Raw genomic sequence first — 15,908 nt, 5'->3', positions numbered from 1 at the left:
CATTGTGCAACGCATCTTTTTTGTAGGGTTAGGAGACGTTGGGGCCAACGTCTTCGACCTTTTTCTCCGTGTTCCAGGTCAACACCGCTTTCTCATCGGGGGGAGAAAGCAGGATTATCTTCAACAACGAACAAATCTCTCCCTCTTCGCCGCAATGCAATTTGGTTTGTACCCTGAAGTAGAGTTGGCTTCTGTTGATCTTATGAACGTGGAACACACGGCTGAAGTGATCACACAATTTCAGCCAGATATTATTTTCTGCGCGGCAACGTTGCAAAAATGGGGAGTACTCAATGCTCTACCCAAGCAGGTTGCAGAACGACTCTATCAAGCTCAAATAGGCCCGTGGTTGCCACTCCATCTCACGCTAGTTTACAAGTTGATGCTTGCAGTGCAACAAACTGGTCTAGACGTAAAGGTGATGAATGCCACCTATCCCGACGTCGTCCACGCTATCTTAAACAAGGTTGGTCTTGCTCCAACAACCGGCATTGGCGACATAGCGAACAATATACCTGCGCTCAAAAAATCCCTCGCCATCAAGTTAAGTCAGCCAGTAGAAAAGATTGATGTGCGCTTAGTGGCACAGCATCATGTTCATTATTGGGCGTCTCGTAAAGGGACTTCTGACGGCGCTCCATTTCATCTCTCTGTCACAGTAGATGGACAAGATCTCACACAACAACTGACGATGAGTACTGTGTTTGATCTTCTTCCTGGCACCCTGAAACGCACACCAGGTAATCAAATGACCGCAACATCAGCAGCCATCATTTTCGATGGGATGGTGAACGACAGAGGCACGGTTATACATGCTCCTGGTCCTAATGGATTGCCAGGAGCATTTCCTGTGAAAGTCAACGCGCAAGGCGTGGAAGTCGTTCTTCCCAATGGAATCACACTAACCGAGGCTGTAAGCATCAATACAACGGCTCAACAGTTTGATGGGATCGAACACATTGATGACGACGGAACGGTGCATTTTAGCGAACGACACATGGCGATTTTCAAGAAACTGCTTGGCTACGAGTGCCGCTGGATGCCTTTATCTGATGTGGAAGATCGAGCTAAGGAACTTCGCGCAAAATATACAGCATTTGCGCGAAAATATACATAGAGGAAATCCCGAACAAAAGATGAGGTCTCCAGATAGAAGACCTCATCACCCATGTAACATCAGCAATGAAAATTACTATATAGATGGACTATGCGTGCGATCCCTTAACTACTTTTATTCATCAGTTATCAACTATTCTGTTTTTGATGAGCTTAAAATATCGTAGTTGCATTGGAGTTCTGCCAGTTCTTTTATGGAGTTCCCAGGGGCGGCCAAATTCATCTACATCTGGCATATTTGGGAAAAGTGCTAACCAATTTCTTAACACTTTTCTGTGCCTTTCCATGCTTTCAAAAGAGGGACTCGAAACATCTTTCCATATTTCGCTTATTCTCAATCTTCTTTCCCTCATTAATCGTGTCTCAGGAAATGTATTAGAATGCTCCATATTAGATGATAGTTCATCCTCATTTCTTACAAGACATCTGCACGATACTAATATATCCACATAAGAAAAACTTGCACTTGAAAAAATGGCAGATACAGATGCATTCTCAACAATACAAGAACATTGAAGACTATCCGTGAGATTGATCATGGATAGTCTTGTAGATCTGCTCATGATCGATAAGGAAAACGAGTCCAAATGTTTGTAGACACCAGTCTTGATTGGGTTCTGACTTCGCACTTTTACCAAGCCACCAAACAACGTCAATTCCGGCCTGTTCATAGTCGTCCGTCCTTTGTTGCAAGACTTCTGGGGTGATTGGTGACAACTGAACTTCATGGGCTACTCTATGCCCAGTACGAAAGACCGCCAATAAATCAACCACTCTTCTGACTTCTATAATTGGAACCTCAAATTCAAGTGTCGCATCCCGATACTCGACATACTGCTTAGGAAGCATAACTCGTAACCAATCTTTTGCAGCCAGATGTTGTGGGCTTTCTGGATTGGTATCTGGATCACGCTCATATTCAGAAACACATTCCCCTTTATGATGCGCAAAATGTGCCCGTCTGTGCAGACCTGCCTTAATTATCATTGGCTTCTCACATAACTGGCAAATACAAGCATCTGCTCGAAGCATTAAACGAGGTTTCTCAAGTTTTGTAATATCAATGCGATTTCCTGTTGTTTTATCTTTTGCAACGAACGGCATAATGCACCTTCAGTCTATAAAACGCGCTATAATTTTTTAATAATATATTCTGTTACGTTTGTCAATGTATGGAGAAACAAAGAAAGAGAGACTCATTTGCTCTTTTGCTAATCATGTCCGCAGCACGGGCCAGAACAAGAATAATACCCACATTGCTACTATCACTTTAAATCTGGCAATATTCCGCGTATACTCTTTATGGTAGGTGTTTTCTTCCACAATAAAAGAGGTGACATCATGCGACATCAGCCCTCACACACGACCGCACAGAAAATACGGAACCTTTTCCCAGTCCTCGCCGTCCTGCTTGTGCTCTATGGACTCGCATCTCAAAACTATCTGATGCTCTTCTCCATAGGAATAGGCTTGCTCATCCTCTGGGCCGCAATGCACCCGGCCTGGATTTATCGGTTGCTTCAGCAGATCCTCTCCTCCTTTGAGAAGCCCATGCCAGCGCCTCCTGACGTGCAGCCCTCACAAGCTGCCCTGGAGCATTCTCTGCCAGAACAGCCGCTTTATGAGCAGGGGTATCGGGAACAAGCTCCAGGGCATACCAATGAGAGTCCGAAAGAGGATTCCGCAGCAATATATGAAGATCAGCTACAAGCGCAATATCCAGAGCAGTTGCCGCCAATGGCATGAATGCAGGACAACATTCGTATCAGCTTGATGGAATGCTGTATGGCTACTTAGCGAGAAGGAAATGTATGGCAAATCAAGAGCATCTCAATTTGCTTAGACAAGGGGCGAAGACGTGGAATCAATGGAGGCAAAAATATGCTGAGGTACAACCAGATCTCAGTAGTGCCACATTGGATAATGCAGATCTTAGCGACTACGACCTTCACGGAGCGAACCTAAGAAAAGCGAGTCTCATTCATGCTAATCTCTATGAGGCTTATCTGTCTTATGCTATTTTCGATGAAAGCAATCTCAATGGAGCTTTTGCTTATGTGGCAGATTTGGTCGGGGCAAGTTTTTTTAAAACCAATCTTCTCTTTGTTGCCTTCAACGGAGCTAATCTGAGCAGAGCTAACCTACGAGGCGCTTATCTAGGCAGTGCTAGCTTTATGGGGGCTAATCTTAATCATGCCGATTTAAGCCATGCACATTTGAATGGAACTGACTTTAGAACAGCTAGTCTTAAAGGCACTATATTTGAGCAAGCTTCGGCCAGATGGACTATCTGGGGAGCAGTTGATCTCAGTTTAGCAAAAGGGCTTGCAACTATAAAACATTATGGACCTTCGACTATTAGCATTGATACAATTTATCAGTCACATGGGAAGATCTCTGAAAAATTTCTTCGGGGGACTGGTGTTCCAGAGCCTTTTATTCTCTATGCACAGTCACTAATAGCCGAGCATATCAAATTCCATTCATGTTTTATCAGTTATTCCACCAAAGATCAGCTTTTTGTAGAGCAACTCTACTTAGATTTACAATGCAATGGTGTCCGTTGCTGGTTTGCTCCTGAAGACTTGAAGTGGGGTGACAAAATACGCTCACGTATCGATGAGTCCATTCACCTCTACGAAAAACTTCTGCTTATTCTCTCTGAACACTCCGTTTGTAGCCAATGGGTTGAACAGGAAGTTGAAACAGCACTTGCCAAAGAACGTAAGAGAGGTCATATTGTGCTCTTTCCAATCCGTTTAGATAACGCTGTGATGAACATCGGAGATGGCTGGCCTACACTCATTCGCAACACACGTAACATCGGCGACTTCACATGTTGGAAACAATGTGACACCTATAAAAAATCATTAGATCGATTACTGCGAGATCTCAAAACCGAAGTTTAATGTTTTAGAGAAATAGTCCAGTTTTTGACGATATGATGATTTGGGCTATAAATCAGTAAGGTAGGGATTTACTCTAGAGGCAACACTTACTCCGTGTTTAGCCGTCTCAGTGCTAGAGTAGTAGAATAGACCCTTAGGAACTTCAGATCATATGCCTTGCACCCATAGAAGTTTTTTATCGAGAAAGCTTGCATTATCTCTTCATTGTAGAGTACACTAGAAAACATTAAGTGGTCGCGTATCATATGGGGGCTGAAAACTTTTAGATTGCACCTTATTCTCCTCCCTGCTTAACAGATGCTCTAAGTTGTATAACTCTACAACTTAGATAGCTAAAAGACTCCTATAGATTTCCGGGCACTTCTTCATGAATTATTTAGCTGTAGGCAATTGAACCTGAAGGTTCTGTAGCGCGCTACTTAGAAGGTCATGTTATGTCTGCTGAAATAAATATTGTGGTTGAATATCTTAACCGCCTCTGGGAAAATCACATTACAGGTGTTAAAGAAACCTCTAATTATCCTGCTCTCGCTAACCTTTTTAACGAAATTGGCAAAAAGCTCCAAGTTCGTTGTATTATCCATCCGCGTAGTAAGGGTGATGGTATACCGGATGGTGGTTTTTTTACGCTCAATCAATTTAAAATTGCTATACCAGATACAAATCGTATGCTTACGCAAACGCCTGAGCGTGGCGCGATCGAGGTGAAAAGTACGCGTGAGGATGTGCTGACCACTGTAAACAGTAAGCAGGTTGCTAAGTATCTTAAACAGTACGGGCAGGTCTTGGTAACAAACTTTTATGATTTCCAGCTGATTGTGCAAGATGGGACAAATGTCAAACTACTTGAGCGTTTTCGCTTAGCTGAGAGCGAAGCGAAATTCTGGCAGGCTGCTAAGCAACCACGTTCGCTTGCAGTTGACAAGGGTGAACAGTTGGTTGAGTATTTGAAGCGTGTTATGCTTCAGGCCGCTCCCCTGATCCATGCTCAAGATGTTGCATGGTTTCTTGCTTCCTATGCTCGTGATGCTCGCATAAGAATTGAGCATGCAGAACTCGCCGCTCTCACTCGTTTGCGCACAGCATTGGAGGAAGCTCTCGGCATGCAGTTTACAGGAGAACGCGGGGACCACTTCTTCCGTTCTACTCTCATTCAGACTCTCTTCTATGGCGTTTTTTCAGCCTGGGTGCTTTGGAATAAGACAGAGGAAGGAAATCGTCCTGGAGCTTACTTCGACTGGCGGGTGTCAGGTTGGCTCCTGCATGTGCCGATGGTAAGCTCACTCTTTAGTCAAGTAGTGAATCGAAACCAATTGGCACCTCTTGGCCTTGTAGAAGTAATGAACTGGACAGGTAATGCCTTAAATCGTATCGACCGCGAAGCATTTTTTGCCTCCTTTGATGAAGGCCACGCAGTACAGTATTTCTACGAACCTTTTCTTGAAGCCTATGATCCCGAACTGCGTGACCAGCTGGGTGTTTGGTATACCCCTCGTGAGATTATCGAGTATATGGTAGAGCGGGTGGATAAGGTGCTGCGTACTGAGCTTGGCATTACTAGCGGTTTGGCCGACCCGAACGTCTATGTGCTTGATCCCTGCTGTGGTACGGGTAGCTACGTTGTGGCCGTACTCCGACGCATTGCAAAAACACTCGAAGAGCAGGGAGCAGATGCCCTCACAATGCTTGACGTGAAGCGGGCTGCCACTGAGCGTGTCTTTGGCTTTGAGATCTTACCTGCTCCGTTTGTCGTTGCTCATCTCCAACTAGGATTGTTGTTGCAGCAGCTGGGAGCGCCTATTGCCGAGGATCAAGACGAACGTGCAGCCATCTATTTAACCAATGCGCTTACTGGATGGATACCAGTTAACCCAGAGAAAGAACGGTATGTCCAGGCCACTTTAAGTGGTTGGCCGGAGCTGAAAGAGGAACGTGATGCCGCCCAACATGTTAAACAACAAACACCTATTCTTGTTATCATCGGCAATCCTCCTTACAATGCTTTTGCTGGAACCAGTCCTGAGGAAGAAGGTGATCTGGTCCAGCCCTATAAACAAGGACTGGTCACCGAGTGGGGAATTAAAAAGTTTAATTTAGATGAACTCTATGCTCGTTTCTTTCGATTAGCCGAACGCCGCATTGCAAATATGACGAGAAAAGGAATTGTCTGTTTCATTTCCAATTACTCTTGGCTGGCAGATCCATCATATGTAGTTCTGCGCCAACATTTACTTTCATCTTTCGACAAAATCTGGATTGAGAATTTACACGGAGATCGAGCTATTTCCGAGTATGCGCCAGATGGTAAAACGAGTGAAACGATATTTGCGGTTCAAGGGTTTTCCCCTGGCATAACTAGAGGAACAGCAATATCTCTCTGGGTAAAATCCGGCATGCGTTGTACTGATCAAGCCGAAGTAGTATTTCGCAATAATTTGACTGCTGCAAAAGCTGCTGATCGCAGAGCTGAACTTCTTGCAAGTTTACATGATCCGAGCTTTGTATCTCATTATGTGCGAGCTGAACCTTGCCACGAGAACCGCTATTCCTTTCGTCCCTCAAATGTAGCGGCTCGCTATCGTGAATGGCCCAAACTGAACGAGTTTGCTAATGAAGCGAGCAACGGACTCATGGAAAAACGGGGTGGGGCACTCATAGATATTGATAAAAAGCGGCTGGAACAACGTATGCAAATGTATTATGATCCGCATACAAGCTGGGAAGAACTGACTACACTCTCCAGCGGTTTGACGAAAGATGCAGCTCGCTTTGATCCTAAAAGAACACGAGCTAAAGTACTGGCAGCAGAGAAATATCAATCAGAGCGCCTGCGTCGCTACTTTGTACGCCCGTTTGAAATGAGATGGTGCTACTATAGCCCTGTGCGACCGCTCTGGAACGAGCCACGCCCATCACTCTGGGCACAGTGCTGGGAGGGTAATAGCTTTGTTCTCAGTCGAATGAAAGGAACAGCAAGTCCAGAAGGAGTTCCTTTTTACTTTGTCGGAGGTCTTTCTGATGACCATCTGCTCATGGCTGATGCCGTCTGTTTCCCTATACGCCTCCGCCAAACTGTCGTGCAACAGATAACTGAAAACCTTGCTCAAAGTCCACTCTTTACTGACTCTCTGATGCGTGAGCGTATTGTGGCAAATCTTTCTGTTAAGGCAAGACAGTATTTAGTGAATTTAGGAATTAGCGACCCCGATTCAAATAGTGAAGCAGCATCACTGATCTGGATGCACTCGCTAGCCATTGGCTTTACTCCTGCTTATCTGGAGGAAAACTCTGATGGAATACGCGAGGACTGGCCGCGCATTCCCCTTCCTACGAGTGCCGAGCAATTGCGCGAGTCAGCCATTCTTGGTACGCAGCTTGCGGCGCTCCTCGATACTGTGCAGCCTTTTGATATCGGAGCAAACCCTGCATTGCGTAAAATAGGCGTCCTCATCTCTACAGGCAAAAAAAACATCACCCCTGAAAGCCTTGAAGTGCGAGGCGGTTGGGGACATGCAGGCAAAGACGGTGTTACTATGCCAGGCAGAGGTAAGAGCATTGAACGTTCCTATAGGGAGGATGAGTTAGCGCAGTTTGCAGTTGCAGGATTGAGCAATGAGGACGTACAAGCAACTTTTGGAACAAAAACCTATGATATTTACCTCAATGAGCATATCTACTGGGAAAACATTCCATCTCGGATTTGGGATTATCGAATTGGGGGCTATCAGGTTATTAAAAAATGGCTTAGCTACCGTGAGTATACTTTTCTTGGCCGTTCCCTTACCACCGGAGAAGCGCGCGAAGTCACTAGCATCTCTCGCCGTCTGGCTGCTATCCTGTTACTCGAACCTACACTCAATGCTAACTATCGAAAAATCGCGGAAGCTGTATATGCTTGGGGCGACTAATTGGAAAATACGATGCTGCTAACCAAACGATATCTCAGAATCATAGTCCCACTACTCTGTCAATCTTTATTCGACACATGAAGATTGACAGAGTAGTGGGACTTCTAAATGCATAACAGTGTAGGTTCATTGAAACCGCTCGAGGAGTGTGCTAAACATGTGTCCGATGGCCCCAAGCTTGACACCAATAGTAGTCCATTTTGTGCAATCCTGTGCAACACAATGCAACAGCTAATCTGCTCCACAAGAGAAGTATTCCATCTCGCTTCATGCTAAAAAAGTGTATGGAGAGATATGGAGAGTTAATGTACTATCTCAAAGATCATATGCTCTTTGGTTTCCTTTGCTAATGTAGATGTGAATGCGTAGCAAGGTTGAGAGGTATTGTGAACGTACAAGTCAAAGAATGCTTCTCCTGTCCATGCCAGAGATGAATAAGGTATTCTAGCAATCGAGCAGTTCTCGACGTTTGAGCGTCATCTATCCTCCCTGCTCAGAAAATTGCGATTTGTAAAAGTCAACGTGAGAGTATTATGCATGTGTTATAATCGTTCAGGAAGAGCATTTGAGGCACGATCTTTTGACAGTAGATTGACAGTAACGGTACTTTATTCTGAGCAACGGTGTGCAACTCTGCACTGCTCGAAGAACATGCGCGTGAGCCTTGCAATCGTGCTTTTCGCATGGAGTGCTTGACACTGCTAGATCGCCCATTTCTGGCAAGAAGAGCTTGTCCTTTACCTCTTCAGCGTGCTGTTTTCCTTGCCTTTTCGCTTTCAGGCATCATGAGATAAGGGGGATTGACAGTCATTTTGACAGTGTGAAAAGTCAAAATGAGATGTGGCAGGCTCATTAACACAGCAAACTTCCATAGCGGATATGTAGCCATCGAGAGGCTCTAAGATGTACTTTGCCTCTTTGGATTATTCCATTGCCCATCTGCTGAATGATCTCCATCATTCAGCAGATGGGTGTTCCTTCACGAGCAAGATTCCCTCATAAGCAGGGAAATTTCCTCTGATACGTTCTTGGAGAAGTCGAAGTGTGATCCATATATCTAAGGCAAGAGGGCGAACAAGGGGGCGGATGATGGCATTGGTGAGGGTACACGCTAGGATGTGAGCGCAGAGGAGGGTGCGGTTGAGTTTGCTGTTGCGGTCGAGTTTGCTGTTGCGGTCGAGGATACTGGAGAGGCCGTGGACAAGATCAAGAGTAAGATTGTGGGCGTTCGAGAGGATGTCGGCGATTGTGATCTCGCCCTGGTTGGCAAGGTCGTTAGCCAAGTCGTTGACAACGCCGATGGGGATATCTCTGAAGAGGATACGGGTGAGAGGGCTGACGAGGTTGTTGGCGAAGAAACGAGCGAACGTGAGGAGGAGGACATGGGCAAGGGCTAAAGAACGGTCGAGGAAATGGGTGTGGAAACGATCGTAGAAGCGGTTGCTGGTGAGGGCATGGTAGAGAATGTGGTCGAGGTCGCTGGTGAAGGTGAGGGCAGAGTCGAGGTCGAAATTGATAGTGAGAGCGCGCTGGAGGACGTGGTCGAGGTCGAGATTACGGTCGGGGTTGAGGGTAAAGACCACCTCAAGGTTTCGCCGCAAAGCAGCAGGCATCGATCCTTGTACCCACTCAAAAGATTTATCATCAGTCCAATAACCTGTCTCTACCAACAATGCTTTCCATTGCGTCCTCTCTCTGAGCGACCATTCTCCTATTTGAGGCAGGCGATACCGCCATCCTTCTTTGTCACGAGCCGTGAGCCAAGCACAAAAAGCCTGCGCATCAGACTGCCGAACGCCTAACACGGGACTACTTGCAGACCCTTGTGAAAAGGAGAACGTACTCCAGTGATCTGGTTGGTGATAGTGGCCTTGTACTCGTTGTTCTTCGAGAAACACTTGGTATTCTGCACAGGTCACGAAAGAGGTATCGATATACGTTCCTTGTTGCAGGGGAATCATACGATGCAATCGCCGCGTCAAGAGTACTTCAGCGATCATCTGTCGCCGTTCTGGTCTAGCATCCTCCAGGTCAGTCTTCAAAATGGCGTTAAGTTGGGCCTGGACTTGTGGCTGAAGCTTCAGCTTCTCCTCGTCGCACTCAAATGCCAAGGTTAGCGCCTCTACCTGAAGTGATGATTCGTTCAGGCATGCTTGGATTACTGGCGTTGCATCGGCTTGCGCGCAATACAGATGGATGGTTTCGTGCCACCAACTATTGCTCACCTGTGCGACCAGAACAGACTCCATGCCTTCTTCCTTTATGTGTACTGCTGCCAGATATTCCTGAAAGGTCAAATGCGCGAACCCGTAGCTGCTTGGATTCTTCTCCAGAAGCAAGCCACTTTCATTCTCAATAAACTGTAAAAAGTCTGCCGCTGGCATTTGTGCGTTGACCTGCACTAAGGCAGGCTCAATTACCAGAAGCGCTTCTTTGCAAGTCACTTCTCGTCTGCCATCCTGCATCATCCAATAGGCCAATGGTTGGAGTACCAGTTGTTTCTGCGCAGGCGAAAGCTCCTGGGTGATGCCACGAGATTCATGCCGTTTGCCTAAAAAGACTTCGCAGATCTCCTCATAGAGGTCAACCCGTTTACCTGGCAGCGAACTGCGATAGCGATGGACCGTGGCGATCATCGTCAGTAGCAGGGGATTGACCGCCAATGAAAGCAGTGCAGGAGCCTGTTGCAACCGCCTGAGCAAATCTTGTGTACCCTCACGTGCATGCAACCGAGCACTTAGATCATCCTTTCCCCAACTTTTGAGTTCATTGGCAAGATACCAGTTCTGGATAAAACGCTCTACTTGATCCGAGGTAAATGCCTGTACGTCCAACACAGTCACCCCATCCAGAGGATTCTCTTGATATCCATAAGGACGGGAAGTCAACACAAAGTGGTTGTGTCCGTAGGCAATCATTTGTCGCCCGACCCAGGCTACTACAGATTGACGCATCGTTCGATCGGACACCTCATCCAACCCATCCAACAAGATCAAGCACTTACCTCGCTTCAGATATTGCTCAATCCAGGAAGCGGGAATGCTCTGTTGCCACTTTCGCTGCATGTGCTCCTCGACAGCATTCGCTAGTGAGAAGGAAGGCTTCTCAGCAATAGCTTGCGCATGATCACGCAAAAAGAGCAGGATCGGAAAGGAATGTGATCGAAGTCGCCGTCGAAACTTCTTGGGCTGTGCTAATGTGAGGACCAGATGTTTGAGCAAGGTGGTCTTCCCAGATCCCGGCGCGCCAAGGATCACAAGATGAGGATTTGCAAGCTCAGAATTGGAGAGGTACTCCCAGAGAGAGTGAGTTCCTTGGAGAGCATCGGGTACACGAATGGGATCAGCGGAGGCTTGATGAGGGGGTAAGGGATGGAGATGGAGGTCAACAAACACCTGCTTCAATTCTAGATCATGGGCTGTGCGTGTACTAAGTCCTTTGATATCGAAGACTTGATGTTCAGCCACCACATACCGACAGTACTGTCGGTATGAGCGTGAGATCATTTCCTTCACATGGGTTGTGATCCATAGAACGAGATAGGTGAGCAGGGGTTCTTCGAGCTGTTTCCAGACTTTTCCCACAAATTGACCAAGGAATAGAAGCACTTCATAGCTGAGCACAAGCAGCACAATGTGAACTGGATTTTGTGTGATGGTGCGAGCAAAGGCCACGAGAGCAGCTGGTGGTCCAATAACTAAAAAGGTAAAAAACAACCAGGATGGTAGGCCCTTCCATGATGAATCCGGGGTCGGAGACTGGCTCATAAACTACTATTCCTTCTTGTACAACATAATCAACAAGAATGATCGGTAGATAAAAGTATTCCATTCTAATAGACGAAGAAGCTGCTGTAATTTCACACACTGCCAGTCTCCCCAGAAAAGAAGGCTCTTTCCTACTTCCAACCCATTTGCCTTACGTTTCATTCTTTGTACACTTTCTGATAAATCGGCTTGTTAAGCCATTGGAAGGACCGAAAGCATGACAGCAAAACTGACAGCAATAACAGGTGATTCAGGGTTACAGTGTGTTACACAGGATTACAGCCATTGCGCTTGACAAGTCTCTCCTTCTTGAGAAGTCCCTCCCCAAAAGTCCTAGAAATTAGCCTCATGGTACTACAGACATACCACGAGATTGACTCACAACTTTATAATAGGTACTTTTAGATTGTTCATATTGAGTTGTTCAGGGTATTAGTTAGTGGAGGGAGCTTTCTCAATACGTCTATGAAATATTTTTTTTGGATCGCTTTTGCCGTCTTTCTAGCGGCCTCTATCCCCCACGTAGCCTACTTCTTCGCCTCATTTGAACCAACGAATGGGCCGGAGGGAGTCTGGTGGTGGGTTGTAAGTTATGCAATAGCAATTAGTATTGATGTTACTGTCTATCTTCTCTCATGGACCGCCTTTCAACGGTACAGGAAATACCGTACAGCCAGAGCAGTCTGGCAACACTGGCTATTGATCACTATGTGTACCATCTTCTCCTGGGCTGTGAACTGGGCATATGCGAAGCAGTTCCACAATGGCGTCATGCTCAGCTCGGCCGAATCTGCTGCCCCCTGGCTCACCAATGTCTTTCCATTTATGGCAAGCGCGTTCCCACTGCTCGGAATCGTCTATACGATGATGGCAGAAACTATTACAGAAACGGCAGCGGAAGAAAAGAAAGACAAGGCCGTACAAATCAGTGCCTTGAGCGAGCTGGCAAAGCAAACACAACTGCCAGTGGCGACCCTGCGCCGTGCATTGGCCAGCGGTACTCGCCTCTCCCCAACTGATGTCACAACGGCAGTGACGCAACGCCCCACGAGTGAGCTAACGCCAGAGGCCATAGACCAGAAGAGCGAGGACAATCGACCCATTACCGGGCATTTCGTGACACTGGAGACGCCTGCTCACGACGCAACCACTGACACAGGCAAGAATAGTGCAGCAACAACAGGCTCAACGGCTGCCGTCACCAGCGACAAAAGCGGCAACCCCGACAAATTGCAAATGACGATTGAAACACTAAAAGCCAATCCTAATACGACCGACGAGGCGTTAGCAGATCTTCTTTCGCTCAAACGGCCTGCGAGCGCGCGTTTCTGGCGTCTAAAAGCGATAGAGATTCTTAGCGCATCGGACCAGGCAATACTGGACAAAACAAATACAACATCCACAGTAAAAGAGAACTCATGGCGCTCTAATGGCGAGCTTGCGAACGGAGCGGGGCCAAAACGGTAAACTTGACGTTTATAGCGTGGTAATGATAAAATTGTCCGAGTGCAGTGTGAGATAAACAAAACCTGTATCTCATGGAATTGTTTGGTGATAGAGAACACGCTCAAGATAACATAGCGTGTGGAACGGGAGCGAAGGAACATTTTGTTCGTCTGGCTCACGTTTCGAAGCATGATGTGGTGTTGCGGGAAAACTCTACCAGATAATCAAGAGCCGTTTTATTGGAGCATAGAACATAGAGATCTGTTTGTCCAGTATACGTCAAAAGAGCATGAAACTACCATACAACCGGTGTTGTATGGCAATATCATAAGTAGTTTACTCGAAATTCGAGACAATCTCCAAATATTTAGGGAGGGTTCAATGCCGACCACGTTCAGTTATGCGAGCATTTTGCACGCAGTCGGTCAGGTTCTTGATCAGATCGGTGTGAAGAGCATCGCAATTCATGAAGAAGAGGACGGTCTTTTTGTAGAAGGGTTCAATAGTGAAGGTCAGCTTCAAGTGCAAATGCGCTATGATATTGCCAGCCTTTACGAACTGGTAAGAAGACAAGAGGAACAAAGCGAAGAGCAGAGCGCTACACCCACAACGGGAGTGCTCCACCGCTTCCTGGCAGATCATCGCCGCGAGTTGGTGGGAATGACACTCTAGACGATGAACTGGGTTAAGCAGAACTAGAGAACCGGGGTTCACCTCCGGTTCCTCTCTTCAGGAAGGAGGCAAGTATAGGCGTAGAATAGGCTATTTCTGGTTGGTCTGGTCGTCGCATAACCAACGCTTCCCGTAGGAACGCATACTTTCGATGACCCCCACCAGATCGCGTCCCTTCTCAGTGAGAGAATATTCAACGCGAGGTGGAACCTCTGCAAACGTCCGGCGCAGAAGCACACCTTCCTCCTCCAGAGAGCGCAAGCGCTCGGAGAGAGTTTTCGGACTGATGCCGCATAGAGATCGCTCAAGTTGATTGAAGCGTTTGACACCAGAGGTCAGGTCGCGAATAATAAGTAGCGTCCATTTGCCACTGATAATTTCAGCGGTGCGAGCGACGGGACAAATCGCATCATCGAGGTGAGTTTTTGTTAGCTCCATTACTTTTATACTCTTTTGTAAAACGTATCCATTCCCAAATACAGAATATACCATAGTAGCTACGTAAAGTAAAGCGCAGACCTCTCGACTTTACCAATAAAGTATGATATGCTTCATAGCATGAGGATGTACTGCAAGGTTGTCCGAGTACCTGAACAATCATGAATCTTGGCCTGCGCGGTTTCTCCCCAATGAGAGAGGAGAAAGGTTGTGCCCGAAGATATTGCTTTATTCATCGATTTTGAGAACATTCGTTACAGTATGCTGAATATTCAACGGCGGGAGCCTGATCCACAGGAATTAATAGCTGTGGCCCGTCGCTATGGAACAGTTATGGTCGCCCGCGCCTATGCGGACTGGTCTCGTCAACCGGAACCATTTAAGGGAAGCCTGACGGCTGCGATGATCGATCGCGTTGATTGTCCAGCCAAGCAGCGAGACCGTATTCGTATGGGTACTATTCATTATGCTTCTGGTAATATGCCCACAGGTTCGCTAGGATCGCCCAACTATGTTGCGGAACAAGGTGGCAGTGGCTCTACAGGCTCGTTTCCCAAGCCCTGGCCCGGAGGAACTGGCAATACAGGTTCTCTACCTGCCATTACACCACAAACGGCGCAGAATGGCTGGTCTTCCGATCCTGATGCTGAGATGCAAGAAGAGGAGCTTGATGACAACATCCTGACGGATGATGAACCGACCACAGAGGAGAACTATCAAGTTTCCGAATATCAGCAGCGCGAGTCTTATCGTCACACTCTACCCTATCAGAGCGCCTATGGTCAAAACCCCACCGGCCCTCTTGGGCAGAGTAATACCGGTCCTTTAGGATATCCCACTACCTCTACTCAGCATACAGGTAATACAGGCCATATGCCCGCCGTCAACTCTAGCGGGGGTAGTACGATTGTGCAAAGTACTGTTGTGCAAAGTACTGTTGACTTAAATATGTTGATGGATATCATCGAAACCGTGTTCGATCGCCCCACCATCTCTACCTTTGTTCTGATGACTGGCGATAAAGATTTTACTCGTATCAGTGCTCGTTTAAAGTTACGTTTGAACAAAACTGTTATAGTTGTAGGTATCCCAGGAACCGTCAGCCGAGATCTTATAAGCAGTGCAAATCAATTTGTCCCATTAGTCCCCGGTGGACCTACGCCCAGCGGCATCACAGGAAACACAGGCGCTCTTCCCGTACCGAATGTGACACAAATGTCTCCCAGCGGCAACACAGGTGGAATGCCTGCCATTTCACAGTACCAACCAAACCCGTATGGGACACCGCCTATGGATGTCCTCGATCCCCAATTCTTACAGTTCCTTGATTATATCGATCGTAACTGGTCATGGCGCACTATCATTGGTGTTTCTAATTTTATCGGCGATCCCATGAATCCGAAAAACCGTTTCCGAGGACGTTTAACTCGCGAATCGGCACGAGAGCTTCTTAATTTATGTATCCAGCAGGGTATTTTGCTTGTGCAGACGGATTCTACTGGTGCCGAAGATTTACGACTGAATCGTATGCATCCCGGTGTAGATGAGGTATTGAAACAGTTCGTGCGCTAAGCAATCTTGCAGAAAGAGCAACAGGCCATTGTCAGATGAAAGCAGCAGCTTTCTATCTCTCACTAGCCCGTTGCTCCTTC

At 46.8% G+C, this 15,908-nt stretch carries 10 protein-coding genes; 7 read left to right on the top strand and 3 right to left on the bottom strand.

Annotated features, from left to right (window positions below):
- Positions 1 to 4 precede the first annotated feature (4 nt).
- On the top strand, positions 5 to 1,117 hold the full coding sequence (locus K3T83_RS24255; protein WP_220205506.1) for a hypothetical protein: 1,113 nt from the start codon (positions 5 to 7) through the stop codon (positions 1,115 to 1,117).
- A gap of 518 nt (positions 1,118 to 1,635) precedes the next feature.
- Here K3T83_RS24255 and K3T83_RS24250 read toward each other — a convergent pair.
- Positions 1,636 to 2,220, bottom strand: a complete 585-nt coding sequence (locus tag K3T83_RS24250) for a competence protein CoiA (RefSeq protein WP_220205505.1) — start codon at positions 2,218 to 2,220, stop codon at positions 1,636 to 1,638.
- A 237-nt stretch (positions 2,221 to 2,457) separates the two neighbouring features.
- Here K3T83_RS24250 and K3T83_RS24245 point away from each other — a divergent pair, with 237 nt between their 5' ends.
- From K3T83_RS24245 to K3T83_RS24235, 3 genes are all read left to right on the top strand, one after another.
- Positions 2,458 to 2,862 (top strand): hypothetical protein, encoded by a 405-nt coding sequence (locus tag K3T83_RS24245; protein WP_220205504.1) that lies wholly within the window; start codon positions 2,458 to 2,460, stop codon positions 2,860 to 2,862.
- A gap of 65 nt (positions 2,863 to 2,927) precedes the next feature.
- Positions 2,928 to 4,025, top strand: a complete 1,098-nt coding sequence (locus K3T83_RS24240) for a toll/interleukin-1 receptor domain-containing protein (RefSeq protein WP_220205503.1) — start codon at positions 2,928 to 2,930, stop codon at positions 4,023 to 4,025.
- A gap of 434 nt (positions 4,026 to 4,459) precedes the next feature.
- A complete protein-coding gene (locus tag K3T83_RS24235; RefSeq protein WP_220205502.1) occupies positions 4,460 to 7,933 on the top strand; it encodes a type ISP restriction/modification enzyme in 3,474 nt (1,157 codons plus the stop codon).
- 956 nt (positions 7,934 to 8,889) lie between these two features.
- On the opposite strand, the gene K3T83_RS24230 is transcribed toward K3T83_RS24235, so the two are convergent.
- Complete coding sequence (locus tag K3T83_RS24230) at positions 8,890 to 11,700, bottom strand: NACHT domain-containing protein (protein ID WP_220205501.1); 2,811 nt, start codon at positions 11,698 to 11,700, stop codon at positions 8,890 to 8,892.
- Between the two features lie 465 nt (positions 11,701 to 12,165).
- On the opposite strand from K3T83_RS24230, the gene K3T83_RS24225 reads away from it, so the two are divergent.
- Both K3T83_RS24225 and K3T83_RS24220 read left to right on the top strand, forming a co-directional pair.
- Positions 12,166 to 13,167 carry a hypothetical protein gene (locus tag K3T83_RS24225; RefSeq protein WP_220205500.1) on the top strand — a complete coding sequence of 334 codons (1,002 nt, stop codon included), beginning with the start codon at positions 12,166 to 12,168 and terminating at the stop codon, positions 13,165 to 13,167.
- A gap of 360 nt (positions 13,168 to 13,527) precedes the next feature.
- The gene (locus tag K3T83_RS24220; protein WP_220205499.1) at positions 13,528 to 13,818 is read left to right on the top strand and encodes a hypothetical protein; all 291 of its coding nucleotides are present in this window, start codon (positions 13,528 to 13,530) and stop codon (positions 13,816 to 13,818) included.
- A 90-nt stretch (positions 13,819 to 13,908) separates the two neighbouring features.
- On the opposite strand, the gene K3T83_RS24215 is transcribed toward K3T83_RS24220, so the two are convergent.
- The gene (locus tag K3T83_RS24215; protein ID WP_220205498.1) at positions 13,909 to 14,256 is read right to left on the bottom strand and encodes a winged helix-turn-helix transcriptional regulator; all 348 of its coding nucleotides are present in this window, start codon (positions 14,254 to 14,256) and stop codon (positions 13,909 to 13,911) included.
- A gap of 210 nt (positions 14,257 to 14,466) precedes the next feature.
- On the opposite strand from K3T83_RS24215, the gene K3T83_RS24210 reads away from it, so the two are divergent.
- Entirely contained in the window at positions 14,467 to 15,828 is a 1,362-nt protein-coding gene (locus K3T83_RS24210; RefSeq protein ID WP_220205497.1) for an NYN domain-containing protein, read from the top strand.
- The last annotated feature ends 80 nt before the right edge of the window (positions 15,829 to 15,908 follow it).

The organism is Reticulibacter mediterranei (assembly GCF_016587455.1).
This window is presented reverse-complemented; position numbering and strand designations above follow the sequence as displayed.

What these genes read in the sequence shown, in the direction of transcription:
- K3T83_RS24215 (WP_220205498.1), bottom strand. Translation starts at nt 14,256, where the DNA reads ATGGAGCTAACAAAAACTCACCTCGATGATGCGATTTGTCCCGTCGCT.
- K3T83_RS24245 (WP_220205504.1), top strand. Translation starts at nt 2,458, where the DNA reads ATGCGACATCAGCCCTCACACACGACCGCACAGAAAATACGGAACCTT.
- K3T83_RS24240 (WP_220205503.1), top strand. Translation starts at nt 2,928, where the DNA reads ATGGCAAATCAAGAGCATCTCAATTTGCTTAGACAAGGGGCGAAGACG.
- K3T83_RS24230 (WP_220205501.1), bottom strand. Translation starts at nt 11,700, where the DNA reads ATGAGCCAGTCTCCGACCCCGGATTCATCATGGAAGGGCCTACCATCC.
- K3T83_RS24220 (WP_220205499.1), top strand. Translation starts at nt 13,528, where the DNA reads ATGCCGACCACGTTCAGTTATGCGAGCATTTTGCACGCAGTCGGTCAG.
- K3T83_RS24235 (WP_220205502.1), top strand. Translation starts at nt 4,460, where the DNA reads ATGTCTGCTGAAATAAATATTGTGGTTGAATATCTTAACCGCCTCTGG.
- K3T83_RS24225 (WP_220205500.1), top strand. Translation starts at nt 12,166, where the DNA reads ATGAAATATTTTTTTTGGATCGCTTTTGCCGTCTTTCTAGCGGCCTCT.
- K3T83_RS24250 (WP_220205505.1), bottom strand. Translation starts at nt 2,220, where the DNA reads ATGCCGTTCGTTGCAAAAGATAAAACAACAGGAAATCGCATTGATATT.